We start from the raw sequence: 14,662 nt of genomic DNA, 5'->3' as shown, positions 1-14,662 counted from the left end.
AGAGCGCCTGCCTTGCACGCAGGAGGTCTGCGGTTCGATCCCGCATAGCTCCACCATATTTTATAAAATAAGTTCAAGGTCCCCTTCGTCTAGAGGCCTAGGACACCGCCCTTTCACGGCGGTAACAGGGGTTCGAATCCCCTAGGGGATACCACTTATTTTATGGTTAAATATAGATTTAGGGCGATTGCTCTAGCAAAGCCACCTTTAGGGTGGTTTTTTTGTATTGTATTTCCCACAATTCACAGTTTTATATAAGCCTTTCTTGTTTAAATCAGTTAAAATATTCCATTACTTCATCGATTATTAATAAATATGAGCAGCGTTTCTAAAAATATTCAGTTTGACACTCTTGGCTTAGCACCTGAGCTACTATCTCGTTTGGCTGAGTTAAATTATTCAGAACCTACACAAATTCAGCAGCGCTCAATTCCTCATATTTTACAAGGGCAAGATTTACTTGCCGGAGCTAAAACTGGCTCAGGTAAAACAGCGGCTTTTGCCATTCCTTTATTACAGAGACACCTTTTAACTGCTGAGACCTCTGAACGTGGTAATTATGTTAATTCATTAATTTTGGTACCAACTCGAGAATTAGCGCAACAAATTACCGATTCACTCATTAGTTATTCAGTACTGTTTGCACGTAAGCCTAAAATTGTAACGGTATTAGGTGGCGTATCAATTAATGCGCAAATGCTTAAGTTACGAGGTGGTGCAGACTTTATCGTTGCGACGCCTGGGCGTTTATTGGATCTTATCGCAAGCAATGCCGTGAAATTGTCTAAAGTTAAGCATCTTGTATTGGATGAAGCTGACCGTATGCTCGGTCTTGGGTTTGCTGATGAACTGAATCAAATCATCAAGTTATTACCTAAAAAACGTCAAACGTTACTTTTTTCAGCAACTTTCCCTGATGAGATTATTAGTTTTGCTGATGCGTTATTAAATGCACCGGTTAAAGTTCAGCTTGAACAGACTGTGGAAACAATTAATCAACGTGTTATCACAGTAAATAAGCCTAATAAGACTGCGCTTTTAGCGCACTTAATTAAAGAAAATAACTGGCAACAGGTATTAGTTTTTGCGAGTGCTAAGAGAACTTGTGATCATTTAGCAAGTAAATTGGCTAAACGTGGCATTACTGCTGAAGTTTTTCATAGTGACAAAGCTCAAAATGCACGAACTAAATTATTATCAGCATTTAAAACTGGTGATATAAAGGTGCTTATCGCAACTGATATCGCTGCTCGTGGTATTGATATTCAAAAGCTACCTGTCGTTATTAACTTTGAACTACCAAGAAGTCCTGCTGATTATACTCATCGGATTGGTCGTTGTGGTCGTGCAGGTGAAAATGGTGAAGCGATTAGTCTTATTTCACATGATGAATTCCATCATTTTAATGTGATCGATAAGAAAAATAAATTAGAGCTTGTAAAAGAGCAAATTATTGGATTTGAGGCTGATGATGAAGCGCCACTAGACTGTCCGTCTAGGGATGCTAAACCGATGGCTAAACCTGAAGGAACAGGCAAAAAGAAGCGTAAAAATAAACCAGCAGTTAATGTTGATATTTGGGGCAGTAAAACTAAGTAACCTTAGTTCTAGGAAAATGCTATGCGTGATGTGTTCTGGTTAGTTGAAGGTGAAATTGCAGGTCGTAGTGGTCCAAATAAACTGGATTGGGATCTTGCAGAGCTATATCAAAACGGTTTTAGAGCCATTTTGTCTGTTAATAATGCTGATGGCTGTAACGTTGACTCTATTTCACAAATGGGTTTTGCATATTGTCATCAAGAGTTACCTGATAACATCCCACCACAAGAAAGTGATCTCTCGATTTGTGTTGAACGGTTACCTAAGGCATTGAAGTTTATTCAAGAACAACAAGCATTAGGGAATAAGGTACTTATTCATTGTCGTTCAGGTAAGGACCGAACTGGGCTTGTTATGGCATATTATTTAATGTGCTCGGGTGCTGCACCATTACATGCCGTGAGTCAGGTGAGGGCAATAAGAGATATCGCATTTTCATCCGAGGGATGGGATCAATTTGTATTTGATGTTTTATATGCATTGCAAGATTAGTTATTATTAATATAGTGTGGATAAGGCGCTCTAGTAGCGCCTTTATTATTTACATTAATGCGGGTGATGTGATCGTCTTGAGCTTTAAATGTAAAGTAATGGTAATTTGTCGGTGGGTATTGAATGGAATACTAGACAATGGCGATAACATTAGATACAAAGATTGTTCAGAGGCGTAAGCCCACAAAAAATTATTCTAATAAGGTCAAGCAATGAGTAACAATTCATCATCATTATTAGCGCGAGTTGCTAATAGCAGCTTAGTGCTGCAAATTTTAGTCGGTATTGTAGCGGGTATTTTACTTGCAACCTTTGCCCCTCAAACAGCACTATCTATTTCATTTTTTGGTGAATTATTTGTTGGTGCGTTAAAAGCCATCGCGCCAATATTAGTATTTATTTTAGTAGCATCTTCAATTGCCAATCAAAAGAAAAATGCTAAAACTAATATGAAGCCGATTGTCGTACTATATCTTTTCGGTACCTTTGCCGCTGCGGTTGTGGCTGTAGCATTAAGCTTTTTATTCCCAACTAATTTAGTGTTAGTCACAGGTGCTGCTGGTACTACACCACCAGAAGGTATTTTAGAAGTTATCCATACCTTGCTTTTCCAATTAGTTGATAACCCTGTTAATGCATTAATGACGGGCAACTATATCGGCATTTTAGCTTGGGGTGTAGGCCTTGGTTTATCGCTACATCATGCGAGTGACTCGACCAAGCAATTATTTGCTGATGTGAGTCATGGTATTTCGCAAATGGTGCGTTTTATTATTCGTTTAGCACCAATTGGTATTTTCGGATTAGTTGCGGCAACTTTTGCTAAAAGCGGATTTGAATCATTAGCTGGCTATGCTCATTTATTAGCAGTATTGCTTTCTGCAATGGCAATTATGGCATTAGTGGTTAATCCTCTTATCGTATTCTATAAAATACGTCGTAACCCATATCCTTTAGTATTCCAGTGTTTACGCGAAAGTGGTATGACGGCTTTCTTCACTCGCTCAAGTGCAGCTAATATTCCAGTGAACATGGCGTTATGCGAGAAGCTGAAGTTACATGAAGATACTTATTCTGTGTCGATCCCATTAGGGGCAACAATCAACATGGGTGGCGCAGCAATTACCATTACTATTTTAACCCTTGCCGCTGTGCATACCATGGGGATTGAAATTGATATTATGACTGCCTTGCTACTGAGTATTGTTGCTGCTGTATCTGCTTGTGGTGCATCAGGCGTAGCAGGTGGCTCATTACTATTAATTCCATTAGCTTGTAGTTTGTTTGGTATTGATAACTCGATTGCAATGCAAGTGGTTGCGGTTGGTTTCATTATTGGTGTGATTCAAGATGCAGCAGAAACTGCGTTGAATAGCTCAACAGACGTAGTCTTTACCGCCGCAGCGTGTGAAGCTGCGGAACGTAATCAAGCATAAAGTTATACTCATCAAGCTTAATTGAACGGTGGCTAAGGCCACCGTTTTTATTTACTCAACTTACGATTGCTAATGGCTTTGCTGTTTGCCATGCGCCGCGGGTGAAGTCAGGAATTGTGATTGAATTACTGCGGTTATTGAGCGATTGCTCGCTCAATGTATTAATGACTGACCAGCTGGCTCCATCATAGACATCTTGATCTAATGGTTGACCATTGCGTAGGCAATAAACCATACGCCATAGCATGAGAAAGTCCATGCCACCGTGGCCACCATTCTTTTGTGCTTCTTGGCCCATACGTTGCCAAAGAGGGTGCTCATATTTCGCATACCAAGGTTGCATATCTGTATCCCACTGATGGAAGTTGCCTGAACCTCCTTGTTCTATCGCAATGCGATTTGGGAACCCTGCAAATACACCATTAGTGCCTTGGATCAAATTATGACGGCTATAAGGGCGCGGAGTTGTCGTATCATGCTGAACCATGATTGTTCGGCCTTTAACTGTCTTTATTAGCGTGGTATTGATGTCGCCATTGATATACTTTAATTGATTGCGACCATGCTCGGCTGGGAACTCTCGTTGTGCGTACAGTTGCCGCCCAAGAGCTGGTGAACTCATCGAGGTTAAATAGTCAAATCTATCACCACGATTAATATTCATATATTGAGCCACAGGGCCAAGACCATGCGTTGGATACAAATTGCCATTACGTTTAGTATGCCAAAAGGTGCGCCATGACCCCGTTTTTTGAGTGAACTCTTTCATTTGCCATCTTAGTTCATGAATATAAGCCGCTTCACCATGTAATAATTCACCAAATAGGCCTTGCCGGACCATGTTAAGTACCATCAATTCATCACGACCGTAGTTAACATTCTCCATCATCATGCAATGTTTTTGAGTTTGCTCGCTGCAATTAACGATCTGCCAGCATTCTTCAACACTAAGTGCTAAAGGGACTTCGACAAAAGCGTGTTTACCGCTTTGCATGGTATCGATTGCCATTGGTGCATGCCATGACCATGGTGTTGAAATAATAACGATATCGATATCATCTCTATTGAGCATTTCTTGATAGGCATAATTACCATTACTGTAGGCTGCGGGGCGAGTGATCCCTTGTTGAGTGACATAGTTAATCGCTCTATCCAATACTTGTTGGTCAGGATCGCATATTGCTTTTATTTCAACGCCATCAAGGTGGCAAAAATGTTTAACATGACCAAAGCCACGTTGACCAACACCAATAAATGCCACTTTTACGATATCGAGTTTGGGGCTAATGAGGCCAATAACTGAAGCATTATTGTTAGCAGAAGCGCTATTACCTGCAGAGACTTGGCTTGTTGCAAGACCTGCTGCAGCATAAGAGGTGGCTTTTAGAAAGTCACGGCGGTTTATCTGTTTCATTAATCATCCTTGGCTAAAAAGTACCCAAGGAAAGTTATATCATAAAGGAGCGCAATGCTCCTTTAAACGATATGATTTTAAAACGGATGTTTGCTGTAAAGTGTGACTGGAGTTTTGCGGTAGGGCTGCAATATGGTGAGCTGCTGGGCATGCAAACATAATCTTGGACGGGCTGAGATAATCTTATCATCACCATAGAAGTCATCACCAAGAATAGTATGCCCTAATGCTTGCATATGTACTCGAAGTTGGTGAGTGCGTCCTGTTTGTGGGGTGAGCTCAACCAATGTTGAGTTGTCTCTGTACGCTAGTACTTTATATTCAGTGATGGCTGATTTGCCTGATGTCGACACTTTTTGTAAAGGACGATGTTCCAAATCTGGAGCAATGGCTAAATCAATTATTCCCTGTGAGTGTTCAAGTCGCCCTGCAACTTCAGCAATATAAACCTTAGTTGTTTGTCTGTCTTGAAATTGCGTTTTCAAGCTCGATTCAGCTTTCTTATTACGAGCAAAAATCATAATGCCAGAGGTCGCACAGTCAAGCCTATGTACCAAAATGGCTTCAGGATAGCGTTCTTGTAGGCGAGTAAGCGCACAATCATGCGTATGCGCAGCAATACCTGGATTAGATAGCAAACCCGAAGGTTTATTTATGGCAATCATATCGCGATCTATATAGCGAATGTCTAACCAAGGAACGGAAGGGGGGTTGTAATCAAAAATATGCATGAGTTCTCCTTTGGAGCGAGGATTCTAGCAAAATCAGGAGTTACCACCAAGTGTCTGCGATCCATAATTTTAATGTTAAGCCCCACTTTGAGCTTATTCCTGTCGTAACGAAACGAATTTGTCCCTTTTTGTCGACAATATAAATAGCGGGTAGGTATTCAGCACGCCATTGGCCGGGAATAGAATCGACGTTTAAACTCGAAAATTGGTAGTTATTGGTTGCCAGAAATTGATTGATCAGGGTATTGCTGCCTGATGCTACTGCTACGGCAATGACGGGAGACTGCGCCGCAATGTCGCTGACTGCGGGAGATGTCATTTTGCAGACTCCGCACCAGGTAGCCCAAAAGTAGATTAAATAAGCTGAATCAAACTGCTGATTATCGAGAATCTGTCCTGTGGTGGACAATCCCTGTATTGGTAATGCGTTACCATGGTTCATATTACGTTGTTGGTAGTAGCTTACGAGGTAAAGTACGAAGAGCAGTACCGATACATCACGTATGAGTTTGAGTGCGACTCTTCGTTTATTTTTTAGCATTTATAGATATTCAGCTGGCGTTTTACGAGTCCAAATGCGGCTATAAGCCATCAATTGTGGGTAAAAGGTACGGAAGGCTATTTCGATTTCGATATCCATCTTTTCGACTGTTTTAGTCGCACCATCAAACAACTCAGGTTTAGATAAGCGCTTACTTACACCGTTAATCGCTTTATTTAAACCTTCCCGAGTTTCATATGCGGCTAACCAATTTTGTTGCTGCATTGTCGGTACAATAGTACGGAGCTGTTCTGGCAGATCTGGATGCTGTTGTAGTTGTTGATAAGCATACTGACAAAAATCAGCTAAAGGTTGGTGATGATATTCATCCCAATATTTTGCCAGCATATGATCGAAGGCGAGATCCATCAAAATAGGAGCAACTCGTTGTAATGATTTTGGAAACGCCTGAATTAACTCCATGGTTAATTCATGACTATCAGTTAACTGATCTATTTGTCGATGTAACCATAAACCTTGTTGTAGTGATTTTGGGTGATTGCTGATAGCGCCTTTGCAAAAATCACCTGCTAGGTTGGCTGCTAATGATGTGCGGCTATTATCTGCCAAATGTAGATGTGCTAAAAAATTCATAATTACGACTAGGTAGGGGGATGACTTAACTTAACACGGGGGATGCATAAGATGAAACTTACATTCAAATAAAATGAATTAAATTTAAGCTCTTTTGCTAAATTATTGGGCAAAAAATTGATTTAACCCCGTTTCAACGGTTAACTGCTGGCCTAAGCGACTATTGGATCTTGATATTATTGGCCGCTAACAATAGACTAGCCGCCGATTATAGCTAATGAGAGACTACCATGCGCGTTGCAGATTTTTCGTTTGACCTACCAGATGAGCTTATTGCTCGTTATCCTACGCCTGATAGAACGGCGTCACGTTTACTTACGTTGTCAGGTAATAGTGGTCAGATCGAAGATAAGCACTTTACTGATCTACTTGAGATGATAGCACCAGGTGATTTAATGGTGTTTAACAACACTCGAGTTATTCCTGCGCGTTTGTTTGGTCAAAAGGCTACGGGTGGTAAATTAGAGATTCTAGTTGAGCGTATGCTTGATGATAAGCGTATTTTAGCACATGTGCGTAGTTCTAAATCTCCAAAAGTTGATACGTTAATCAACCTAGATGGTGGTTATCAGATGCGCATGGCTGCCCGTCACGATACATTATTTGAATTAGAACTTTTAAGTGAATTAACCATCTTAGAAGTACTAGAAGCTGTAGGCCATATGCCGTTGCCGCCATATATTGATCGTCCAGATGAAGATGCTGACAAAGAACGTTACCAGACTGTTTATAATCAAACACCCGGTGCGGTAGCTGCGCCAACAGCAGGCCTACATTTTGATGACGCGATGCTTGTAGCATTAAAGGCTAAAGGTGTTAATACCGCATTTGTCACTTTACATGTGGGTGCGGGTACTTTCCAGCCAGTTCGAGTCGATGACATTTTGGATCATAAAATGCACTCAGAATGGGCGATGGTGCCAGCAGAAGTCGTCGCACAAATTGCTGAAACTAAAGCTAACGGTGGCCGAGTAATTGCTGTTGGTACAACATCAGTACGCTCATTAGAAAGCGCCGCTAGAGCGAGTGAAAATGAACTTGAAGCATTCAATGGTGATACAGATATCTTTATTTATCCCGGTTATGAGTTTCAAGTGGTGGATGCCATGGTGACTAACTTTCATTTGCCTGAGTCAACGCTGATCATGTTAGTGAGTGCTTTTGCGGGGTTTGATCATGTTATTGCCGCCTACGAACATGCTGTTGCCAATAAATATCGATTCTTTAGTTATGGCGACGCCATGTTTGTGACTAAAAAAACAAACTAATTGAATAAATTGAATTAAAATACCCGTCAAAATAAACCATGATGGGTATTTTATTTTAATCAAATGTTGAAATAGGGTAAATTACCCCCATTACATAGACACTAGTGTCATTAAGTTAAGTGTCAGACTGTTTCTCTGGCAAGGTGAATTGAGATGAAATTTGAATTAGATACAACTGATGGCCGCGCACGTCGTGGTCGCTTGATATTTGAGCGTGGCACCGTAGAGACTCCTGCATTTATGCCTGTTGGTACTTACGGTACTGTGAAAGGTATGACGCCTGAAGAAGTGCGTGCAACTGGTGCTGATATTCTGCTAGGTAACACTTTCCACTTATGGTTACGTCCTGGTGAAGAAGTGATGCGTAAGCATGGTGATCTACATGATTTTATGAATTGGCAACGTCCAATTTTAACTGATTCAGGTGGATTCCAAGTATTCAGTTTAGGTGACATTCGTAAGATCACTGAAGAAGGTGTTCATTTCCGTTCACCAATTAATGGTGAGAAGATCTTCTTAGATCCAGAAAAATCAATGCAAATTCAGAACTCTTTAGGTTCTGATGTAGTAATGATTTTTGATGAATGTACACCATATCCTGCGACTGAAGATGAAGCTCGTAAATCAATGCAGATGTCTTTACGCTGGGCTAAGCGTTCACGTGATGAGTTTAATCGTCTTGAAAATCCAAATTCACTATTTGGTATTATTCAAGGTGGTGTATATGAAGACTTACGTGATGAAAGCTTAACTGGTTTGTTAGATATCGGTTTTGATGGTTATGCAATTGGTGGCCTTGCTGTAGGTGAGCCAAAAGCAGATATGCACCGTATTTTAGAACACGTATGTCCGCAAATCCCTGCTGATAAACCACGTTACCTAATGGGCGTGGGTAAGCCTGAAGATTTAGTTGAAGGTGTTCGCCGCGGCGTTGATATGTTTGACTGTGTTATGCCAACACGTAATGCGCGTAATGGTCATCTATTTACATCTGAAGGTGTAATTAAGATCCGTAATGCACGTCACCGTGAAGACACTGCACCATTAGATGCAGAATGTGATTGCTATACCTGTAAAAACTATTCTCGTGCTTACTTGTATCACTTAGATCGTTGTAATGAAATCTTAGGTGCAAGATTAAACACTATTCATAACCTTCGTTACTATCAGCGTTTGATGGAAGGTTTGCGTGGTGCGATTGCAGAGGGTAAATTAGACGCTTTTGTTGAGCACTTCTATACCAGTCAAGGTCGTGAAGTACCTGAATTAAAAGATTAATTTTTATTGCTAAAAAGAAGAGAAAAATATGTTTATTTCAAATGCTTATGCTAATGCTGCTGGAACACCTCAGGGTGGTGGTACTATGGAATTAATTTTCATGTTGGTCGTTTTTGGCCTTATCTTTTATTTTATGATTTTCCGCCCACAATCAAAGCGTGTTAAAGAACATAAAAACCTAATGTCTTCTTTAGGTAAAGGTGATGAAGTGCTTACTAGCGGTGGTATCGTTGGTAAAATCGCAAAAATTAGCGATGAAGATGCATATGTTTTGTTAAGCCTTAACGAAACAACTCAAATTACCATCAAAAAAGATTACATTGCAGCGGTATTGCCTAAAGGCTCTATCCAGTCGTAATCGAGGGGGCTAAGGCGTGTTAAATAAATACCCTATGTGGAAAAACATCATGGTGGCGTTAATCGTCGCCGTGTGTTTTCTGTATGCTATTCCCAATTTATTTGGTGAAGATCATGCAGTTCAAGTGGTTGCTACACGCGGTGCTCAGGTTACCGCAGCTACTCAAGCTGAAGTAACTGATATTTTAAAGAGCAAGGGAATTGCAATTAAGCGTTCGTCTCTTGAAAATGGTCAGTTATTAGTTCGTATGCAAAACGCTGATCAGCAGTTACTGGCTAAAGAAGCTATTGCGAAAGCATTAGGCGAAAATTATACAGTAGCGTTAAATCTAGCGCCTGCGACACCAAAATGGCTAGCTGATATTGGTGCTTCACCTATGAAGCTTGGTTTGGACTTACGTGGTGGTGTTCACTTCTTAATGGAAGTGGATATGAACGAAGCAATTCGTAAAATGGAAGAAGCTAAAGTTGCTGACTTCCGTGGCCAACTACGTGAAGAACGTATCCGTTATGCGGGTATTCGCCAAACTGCGAAGGGAATTGAAATCAAATTCCGTAATGCAGAAAGCTTGAACAAAGCTGAGAACTTCCTTAAGACTCGTGGTAATGAAATGGTCTTCACCGATGCTTCATCTGGTGATAACTACACATTACTTGCGACAATGAGTGAAACTTACTTAAAGCAAGTTAAAGAAGAAGCATTACTGCAGAATATTACTACCATTCGTAACCGTGTTAACGAGTTAGGTGTGGCAGAGCCAGTGGTACAACGTCAAGGTTCAGACCGTATTATCGTTGAACTACCTGGTGTGCAGGATACGGCTCGCGCTAAAGAAATTCTTGGTGCTACGGCATCGATTGAATTCCATATGGTTGATGAGCAAGCTGACCCAAGTGCTGCGCAAAATGGTTTAGTTCCTGCAGGTTCTGAAGTTTATAAGCGTCGTGGTGGCGGTACTGTTGTATTGAAGAAAGAGGTGATGTTAACTGGTGATCATATCACTGGTGCACAACCAAGCTTTGACGAATACAGCCGACCACAAGTGAGCATTAACTTAGACGCTAAAGGCGGCAACATTTTCTCTAACGTAACTAAGGACAACATTGGTAAGCCAATGGCTACCCTGTTTATTGAATATAAAGACAGTGGTAAGCGCAATCCTGATGGCAGCGTTAAATTAAAGAAAATCGAAGAAGTTATTTCAGTTGCAACGATTCAAGCCCGTCTTGGTCGTAACTTTGTGATTACAGGTCTTGACCATGCGGAATCACAAAATCTTGCACTATTACTTCGTGCTGGTGCTTTGATTGCGCCTGTATCAATTGTACAAGAACGTACAATTGGTCCTAGCTTAGGTCAACAGAACATTGAAAATGGTCTGCAAGCAATGATCTGGGGTATGGCAATCGTACTTATTTTCATGGTGATTTATTACCGTGCATTTGGTTTTATTGCAAACCTAGCGTTATGCGCAAACTTAATCATGATCGTAGGTATTATGTCGATGATCCCTGGTGCGGTATTAACCTACCTGGTATTGCGGGCATGGTATTGACTGTGGGTATGGCTGTGGACGGTAACGTACTTATTTACGAGCGTATTCGTGATGAGTTACGTAATGGCCGCAGTGTCCAGCAAGCGATTCATGAAGGTTATGCTAATGCGTTCTCTACCATTGCCGATGCTAACATCACCACCTTTATTACAGCGTTAATTTTATTTGCTGTGGGTACCGGTGCAGTGAAAGGCTTTGCGGTAACGTTAATGATTGGTATTGCGACTTCAATGTTTACAGCCGTTGTCGGTTCACGTGCAATTGTGAATGCGATTTGGGGTGGTAAGCGTATTAAGAAACTATCAATCTAACGGGAGTTGATCATGTTACAAGTTCTATCTTTAAAGAAAACGGTCGACTTCTTACGCTACGCTAAGCCAGTTGCTTATCTGTCTGTATTACTTGTTATCCTGTCCGTTGTTTCATTAGCAACTAAAGGTATTAACTGGGGACTAGACTTTACTGGTGGCACGGTAGTTGAATTATCGTTTTCTAAGCCTGCTGATTTACCAGAGCTACGTAGTCAATTAAATTCAGAAATTACTACGGGTGCTGTGGTGCAGAACTTTGGTTCAAGTACTGACGTTATTGTTCGCTTACAAGTGAAGAATGGCGCCAATAGTGATGACCAAGTTTCTGAAGTAATGGCTGCTGCGAAAAAGCTTGATGAAAATGTTGTGCAAAAGCGTGTTGACTTCGTTGGTCCGCAAGTAGGTAAAGAACTTGCTGAGCAAGGTGGTTTAGCCGTTATTGCAGCATTAATATGTATTCTTATATACGTATCTTTCCGCTTTGAATGGCGCTTAGCTACAGGTGCTGCAGTATCGTTAGCGCACGATGTTATCTTAACATTAGGCTTGTTTTCATTTTTACAGTTGGAGTTCGACTTAACTGTATTAGCGGGTGTGTTAACTGTGGTGGGTTATTCGCTTAACGATACCATCGTTGTTTATGACCGTGTGCGTGAAAACTTCTTGAAGTTACGTAAAGCAACGCCGTACGACGTTATTAACATCTCTATCACGCAAACGATGAGCCGTACCATTATTACTACGGGTACAACATTGATTACCGTAGTCGCACTATTCCTTAAGGGCGGCACGATGATCCATGGTTTTGCAACTGCATTGCTAATGGGTATCCTATTTGGTACTTATTCTTCAATCTACGTTGCAAGTTACTTAGCGATGAAGCTTGGTGTTAATCGTGAATGTATGATGCCTGTTGAGATTGAAAAAGAGGGTGCTGATCAACCATCGATCATGCCTTAAACTTTCAGCTCTTAGTACGATTAAGCCATCTCAATTGAGATGGCTTTTTTTATGCTCATTGGCAGCTAGGTTTTATTGTTGTAAATATGTTAATATCGAGTTTGGCGACAATTAATGGTAGACATTATGCAACGAAAGCAGAGGGTAGCAAGTGGTAACTTACTGCAAGCGCATACATGGAAAGGCATGCTAGAAGCAAAAGGGATTCAGGTTGAGCTGCGCGGTGAGGCATTATTAGGTGGGGTTGGTGAGTTACCAACAGACGTACAAAGTGTAGAGTTATGGGTTGATGAACTAGACAGTGAAAATGCGCTAATTCAATTAGCTAATTTAGATGTACAAACTCCAGACTGGCAATGTTTAAAATGTCATGAGATAAACGATGCTAGTTTTGATTTATGTTGGCATTGTAGTGCTGAGAAAGTTAAATCCATTAAATAACTACTCTACTAAATTAGCGTATATAACTTATTAATAATTCAACTATTACGACAGACTGACTTTATGCTAGTTTGAGCTTTCGGCTGTTGATTTATTGATGATGTTATTAATCTATGGTGATTTAATGCAGTATTACCCGTTATTTATTGATACCAGTAAAACCAATATTTTAATCATTGGTGCAGGTCAAGTTGCCAGTCGAAAATTAACGCTATTAGCGCGAACTCAAGCTCAAATCACTGTCATTGCACCGCAAATATCAACTGAAATTGAAACCTTATCGTCCACTGGTCGTATCCAACTTTATCAACGTGAAGTTTGCCTAACAGATATTGACCCACACTATCAACTTATCTATATCGCCACATCTAATACAGCACTACAAGGTCAATTAACCAAGCAAGCCAATAGTTTAGGTATCTGGGTTAATGTCGTTGATGCACCTTTATTATGTGATTTCATCACGCCTGCGATTATCGATCGTAACAAATTAGTGGTTGCTATAAGTACAGCAGGAGTCGCGCCCGTATTTGCTAGCAGTCTGCGTGCTCAAATAGAAGCCATGTTGGATAGCAAACTCAGTTTATTATTAGATTTTGTCGCGCAGAAAAGAGCTGAGATCCAAGCCTATTATCAAAGTGTCAGTGAACGCCGCGCTTTTTGGCGCTATTTTTTTAAACAAAATGGCCAACAATTTAATGATGCCACATTAGCGTTATTTGAGCAGGCCAAAATAGAGCAGTCTGAGACATCTCAAATATATATCATAGACACATTACGTCCGGTTAATTCATTACCTATCGGTATATTACCTGTGCTGCAAAGCATTGATCAGATCGTTTTTGACGTTAATACCGCACCCGCTATTTTAGAATTCGTTCGGCGTGATGCACACCGTTATGATATCTCTGAATTAGCGAGTGTTAGTTTACTTGATGGGATGACATTAATATTAGCTCAAAAAGATCAAATTCCTAAGCTAACTAACCAATATCCTCAAGCTGCATTATTAGCGGAACAATTTCAGTATTAATGCTAGGTTATTGCTGACCAATTACTTTACACTTAGCCCACTATTTTATTTGATTAATGAGTTATGGCCTTAAAAGCAACGGTTTATAAAGTTGATATGCAAATTGCTGATATGGATCGGCATTACTACCAAGATCACAATATTACTATCGCCCAACATCCTTCTGAAACTGACGATCGTATGATGGTCAGATTATTAGCCTTTGCACTTAATGCCAGCGAAAGCTTAACCTTTACTAAAGGGCTAAGTGCTGATGATGAGCCTGAACTATGGGACAAAAGCCTTGCTGATGAAGTGTTAACTTGGGTTGAGTTTGGTGAGCCTGATGAGAAATGGTTACGTAAGGCATCTGCACGCGCTAAGCAGGTAGTGTTATACACCTATGGTGGCAGAAGCGTACCTGTATGGTGGAAGAAGAACCAAGCAAATTTAGAGCGCTATAAGAATCTAGCTGTTTACAATATTCCTGAAGATGCTGTTAAAGCAATGGGACTGATGGTCAATCGCCAAATGTCACTAAGTTATTCAATTAGTGAAGGTGAGGTTTGGTTATCAAATGGTCAAGACTCGATTCAAATCATTGCAGAGCAATTAAAGTAATATATTCATTAACTACTTTAATATGATTGGAATAAAGGCTCATTGAGCCCT

14 protein-coding genes, 1 tRNA gene and 1 pseudogene are annotated in these 14,662 nt (G+C 40.5%); 12 read left to right on the top strand and 4 right to left on the bottom strand.

What is annotated here, in order from left to right; translation table 11 throughout:
- Nucleotides 1–78: 78 nt before the first annotated feature.
- The 4 genes from JCM15074_RS16575 (at nucleotide 79) to sstT (ending at nucleotide 3,527) form a co-directional block, all read left to right on the top strand.
- Nucleotides 79–154, top strand: a tRNA-Glu gene (locus JCM15074_RS16575).
- A 161-nt stretch (nucleotides 155–315) separates the two neighbouring features.
- Complete coding sequence (locus JCM15074_RS16570) at nucleotides 316–1,599, top strand: DEAD/DEAH box helicase (RefSeq protein WP_025822579.1); 1,284 nt, start codon at nucleotides 316–318, stop codon at nucleotides 1,597–1,599.
- 21 nt (nucleotides 1,600–1,620) lie between these two features.
- The gene (locus JCM15074_RS16565) at nucleotides 1,621–2,091 is read left to right on the top strand and encodes a dual specificity protein phosphatase family protein (RefSeq protein ID WP_025822577.1); all 471 of its coding nucleotides are present in this window, start codon (nucleotides 1,621–1,623) and stop codon (nucleotides 2,089–2,091) included.
- Between the two features lie 212 nt (nucleotides 2,092–2,303).
- Complete coding sequence (gene sstT, locus JCM15074_RS16560; protein WP_025822575.1) at nucleotides 2,304–3,527, top strand: serine/threonine transporter SstT; 1,224 nt, start codon at nucleotides 2,304–2,306, stop codon at nucleotides 3,525–3,527.
- A 55-nt stretch (nucleotides 3,528–3,582) separates the two neighbouring features.
- Here the strand turns inward: sstT and JCM15074_RS16555 are convergent, their stop codons facing one another.
- From JCM15074_RS16555 to JCM15074_RS16540, 4 genes are all read right to left on the bottom strand, one after another.
- On the bottom strand, nucleotides 3,583–4,941 hold the full coding sequence (locus JCM15074_RS16555; protein WP_025822573.1) for a Gfo/Idh/MocA family protein: 1,359 nt from the start codon (nucleotides 4,939–4,941) through the stop codon (nucleotides 3,583–3,585).
- Between the two features lie 77 nt (nucleotides 4,942–5,018).
- Nucleotides 5,019–5,672, bottom strand: a complete 654-nt coding sequence (locus JCM15074_RS16550; RefSeq protein ID WP_025822572.1) for a pseudouridine synthase — start codon at nucleotides 5,670–5,672, stop codon at nucleotides 5,019–5,021.
- A 40-nt stretch (nucleotides 5,673–5,712) separates the two neighbouring features.
- Nucleotides 5,713–6,114, bottom strand: coding sequence for a thioredoxin domain-containing protein (locus tag JCM15074_RS16545; RefSeq protein WP_159105309.1), 402 nt, complete (start codon nucleotides 6,112–6,114; stop codon nucleotides 5,713–5,715).
- 99 nt (nucleotides 6,115–6,213) lie between these two features.
- On the bottom strand, nucleotides 6,214–6,807 hold the full coding sequence (locus JCM15074_RS16540) for an acyl carrier protein phosphodiesterase (protein ID WP_025822568.1): 594 nt from the start codon (nucleotides 6,805–6,807) through the stop codon (nucleotides 6,214–6,216).
- Nucleotides 6,808–7,037: 230 nt separating this feature from the next.
- Between JCM15074_RS16540 and queA the strand changes: the two genes are divergently transcribed.
- The 8 genes and pseudogenes from queA (at nucleotide 7,038) to JCM15074_RS16500 (ending at nucleotide 14,611) form a co-directional block, all read left to right on the top strand.
- Nucleotides 7,038–8,075: a tRNA preQ1(34) S-adenosylmethionine ribosyltransferase-isomerase QueA gene (gene queA / locus JCM15074_RS16535; RefSeq protein ID WP_025822565.1), complete on the top strand. Its 1,038-nt coding sequence runs from the start codon at nucleotides 7,038–7,040 to the stop codon at nucleotides 8,073–8,075.
- A 153-nt stretch (nucleotides 8,076–8,228) separates the two neighbouring features.
- Nucleotides 8,229–9,353 carry a tRNA guanosine(34) transglycosylase Tgt gene (tgt, locus tag JCM15074_RS16530; RefSeq protein ID WP_025822563.1) on the top strand — a complete coding sequence of 375 codons (1,125 nt, stop codon included), beginning with the start codon at nucleotides 8,229–8,231 and terminating at the stop codon, nucleotides 9,351–9,353.
- Nucleotides 9,354–9,381: 28 nt separating this feature from the next.
- A complete protein-coding gene (yajC, locus tag JCM15074_RS16525; protein ID WP_025822561.1) occupies nucleotides 9,382–9,711 on the top strand; it encodes a preprotein translocase subunit YajC in 330 nt (109 codons plus the stop codon).
- A gap of 16 nt (nucleotides 9,712–9,727) precedes the next feature.
- A pseudogene (gene secD, locus JCM15074_RS22710) lies at nucleotides 9,728–11,577 on the top strand (protein translocase subunit SecD).
- A gap of 12 nt (nucleotides 11,578–11,589) precedes the next feature.
- Nucleotides 11,590–12,537 carry a protein translocase subunit SecF gene (secF, locus tag JCM15074_RS16515; protein WP_025822559.1) on the top strand — a complete coding sequence of 316 codons (948 nt, stop codon included), beginning with the start codon at nucleotides 11,590–11,592 and terminating at the stop codon, nucleotides 12,535–12,537.
- A 126-nt stretch (nucleotides 12,538–12,663) separates the two neighbouring features.
- On the top strand, nucleotides 12,664–12,978 hold the full coding sequence (locus tag JCM15074_RS16510; protein WP_373278917.1) for a putative signal transducing protein: 315 nt from the start codon (nucleotides 12,664–12,666) through the stop codon (nucleotides 12,976–12,978).
- Between the two features lie 97 nt (nucleotides 12,979–13,075).
- The gene (locus tag JCM15074_RS16505; RefSeq protein ID WP_051536938.1) at nucleotides 13,076–14,011 is read left to right on the top strand and encodes a precorrin-2 dehydrogenase/sirohydrochlorin ferrochelatase family protein; all 936 of its coding nucleotides are present in this window, start codon (nucleotides 13,076–13,078) and stop codon (nucleotides 14,009–14,011) included.
- A gap of 63 nt (nucleotides 14,012–14,074) precedes the next feature.
- Nucleotides 14,075–14,611, top strand: coding sequence for a YaeQ family protein (locus tag JCM15074_RS16500; RefSeq protein ID WP_025822554.1), 537 nt, complete (start codon nucleotides 14,075–14,077; stop codon nucleotides 14,609–14,611).
- Nucleotides 14,612–14,662: the final 51 nt, after the last annotated feature.

Source organism: Shewanella marina JCM 15074, assembly GCF_000614975.1.
GTDB lineage: Bacteria > Pseudomonadota > Gammaproteobacteria > Enterobacterales > Shewanellaceae > Shewanella > Shewanella marina.
The sequence above is the reverse complement of the archived record's forward strand: the minus strand, read 5'-3'. Positions and strand labels throughout refer to the sequence as shown.

What these genes read in the sequence shown, in the direction of transcription:
- JCM15074_RS16570 (WP_025822579.1), top strand. Translation starts at nt 316, where the DNA reads ATGAGCAGCGTTTCTAAAAATATTCAGTTTGACACTCTTGGCTTAGCA.
- JCM15074_RS16565 (WP_025822577.1), top strand. Translation starts at nt 1,621, where the DNA reads ATGCGTGATGTGTTCTGGTTAGTTGAAGGTGAAATTGCAGGTCGTAGT.
- sstT (WP_025822575.1), top strand. Translation starts at nt 2,304, where the DNA reads ATGAGTAACAATTCATCATCATTATTAGCGCGAGTTGCTAATAGCAGC.
- JCM15074_RS16555 (WP_025822573.1), bottom strand. Translation starts at nt 4,941, where the DNA reads ATGAAACAGATAAACCGCCGTGACTTTCTAAAAGCCACCTCTTATGCT.
- JCM15074_RS16550 (WP_025822572.1), bottom strand. Translation starts at nt 5,672, where the DNA reads ATGCATATTTTTGATTACAACCCCCCTTCCGTTCCTTGGTTAGACATT.
- JCM15074_RS16545 (WP_159105309.1), bottom strand. Translation starts at nt 6,114, where the DNA reads ATGAACCATGGTAACGCATTACCAATACAGGGATTGTCCACCACAGGA.
- JCM15074_RS16540 (WP_025822568.1), bottom strand. Translation starts at nt 6,807, where the DNA reads ATGAATTTTTTAGCACATCTACATTTGGCAGATAATAGCCGCACATCA.
- queA (WP_025822565.1), top strand. Translation starts at nt 7,038, where the DNA reads ATGCGCGTTGCAGATTTTTCGTTTGACCTACCAGATGAGCTTATTGCT.
- tgt (WP_025822563.1), top strand. Translation starts at nt 8,229, where the DNA reads ATGAAATTTGAATTAGATACAACTGATGGCCGCGCACGTCGTGGTCGC.
- yajC (WP_025822561.1), top strand. Translation starts at nt 9,382, where the DNA reads ATGTTTATTTCAAATGCTTATGCTAATGCTGCTGGAACACCTCAGGGT.
- secF (WP_025822559.1), top strand. Translation starts at nt 11,590, where the DNA reads ATGTTACAAGTTCTATCTTTAAAGAAAACGGTCGACTTCTTACGCTAC.
- JCM15074_RS16510 (WP_373278917.1), top strand. Translation starts at nt 12,664, where the DNA reads ATGCAACGAAAGCAGAGGGTAGCAAGTGGTAACTTACTGCAAGCGCAT.
- JCM15074_RS16505 (WP_051536938.1), top strand. Translation starts at nt 13,076, where the DNA reads ATGATGTTATTAATCTATGGTGATTTAATGCAGTATTACCCGTTATTT.
- JCM15074_RS16500 (WP_025822554.1), top strand. Translation starts at nt 14,075, where the DNA reads ATGGCCTTAAAAGCAACGGTTTATAAAGTTGATATGCAAATTGCTGAT.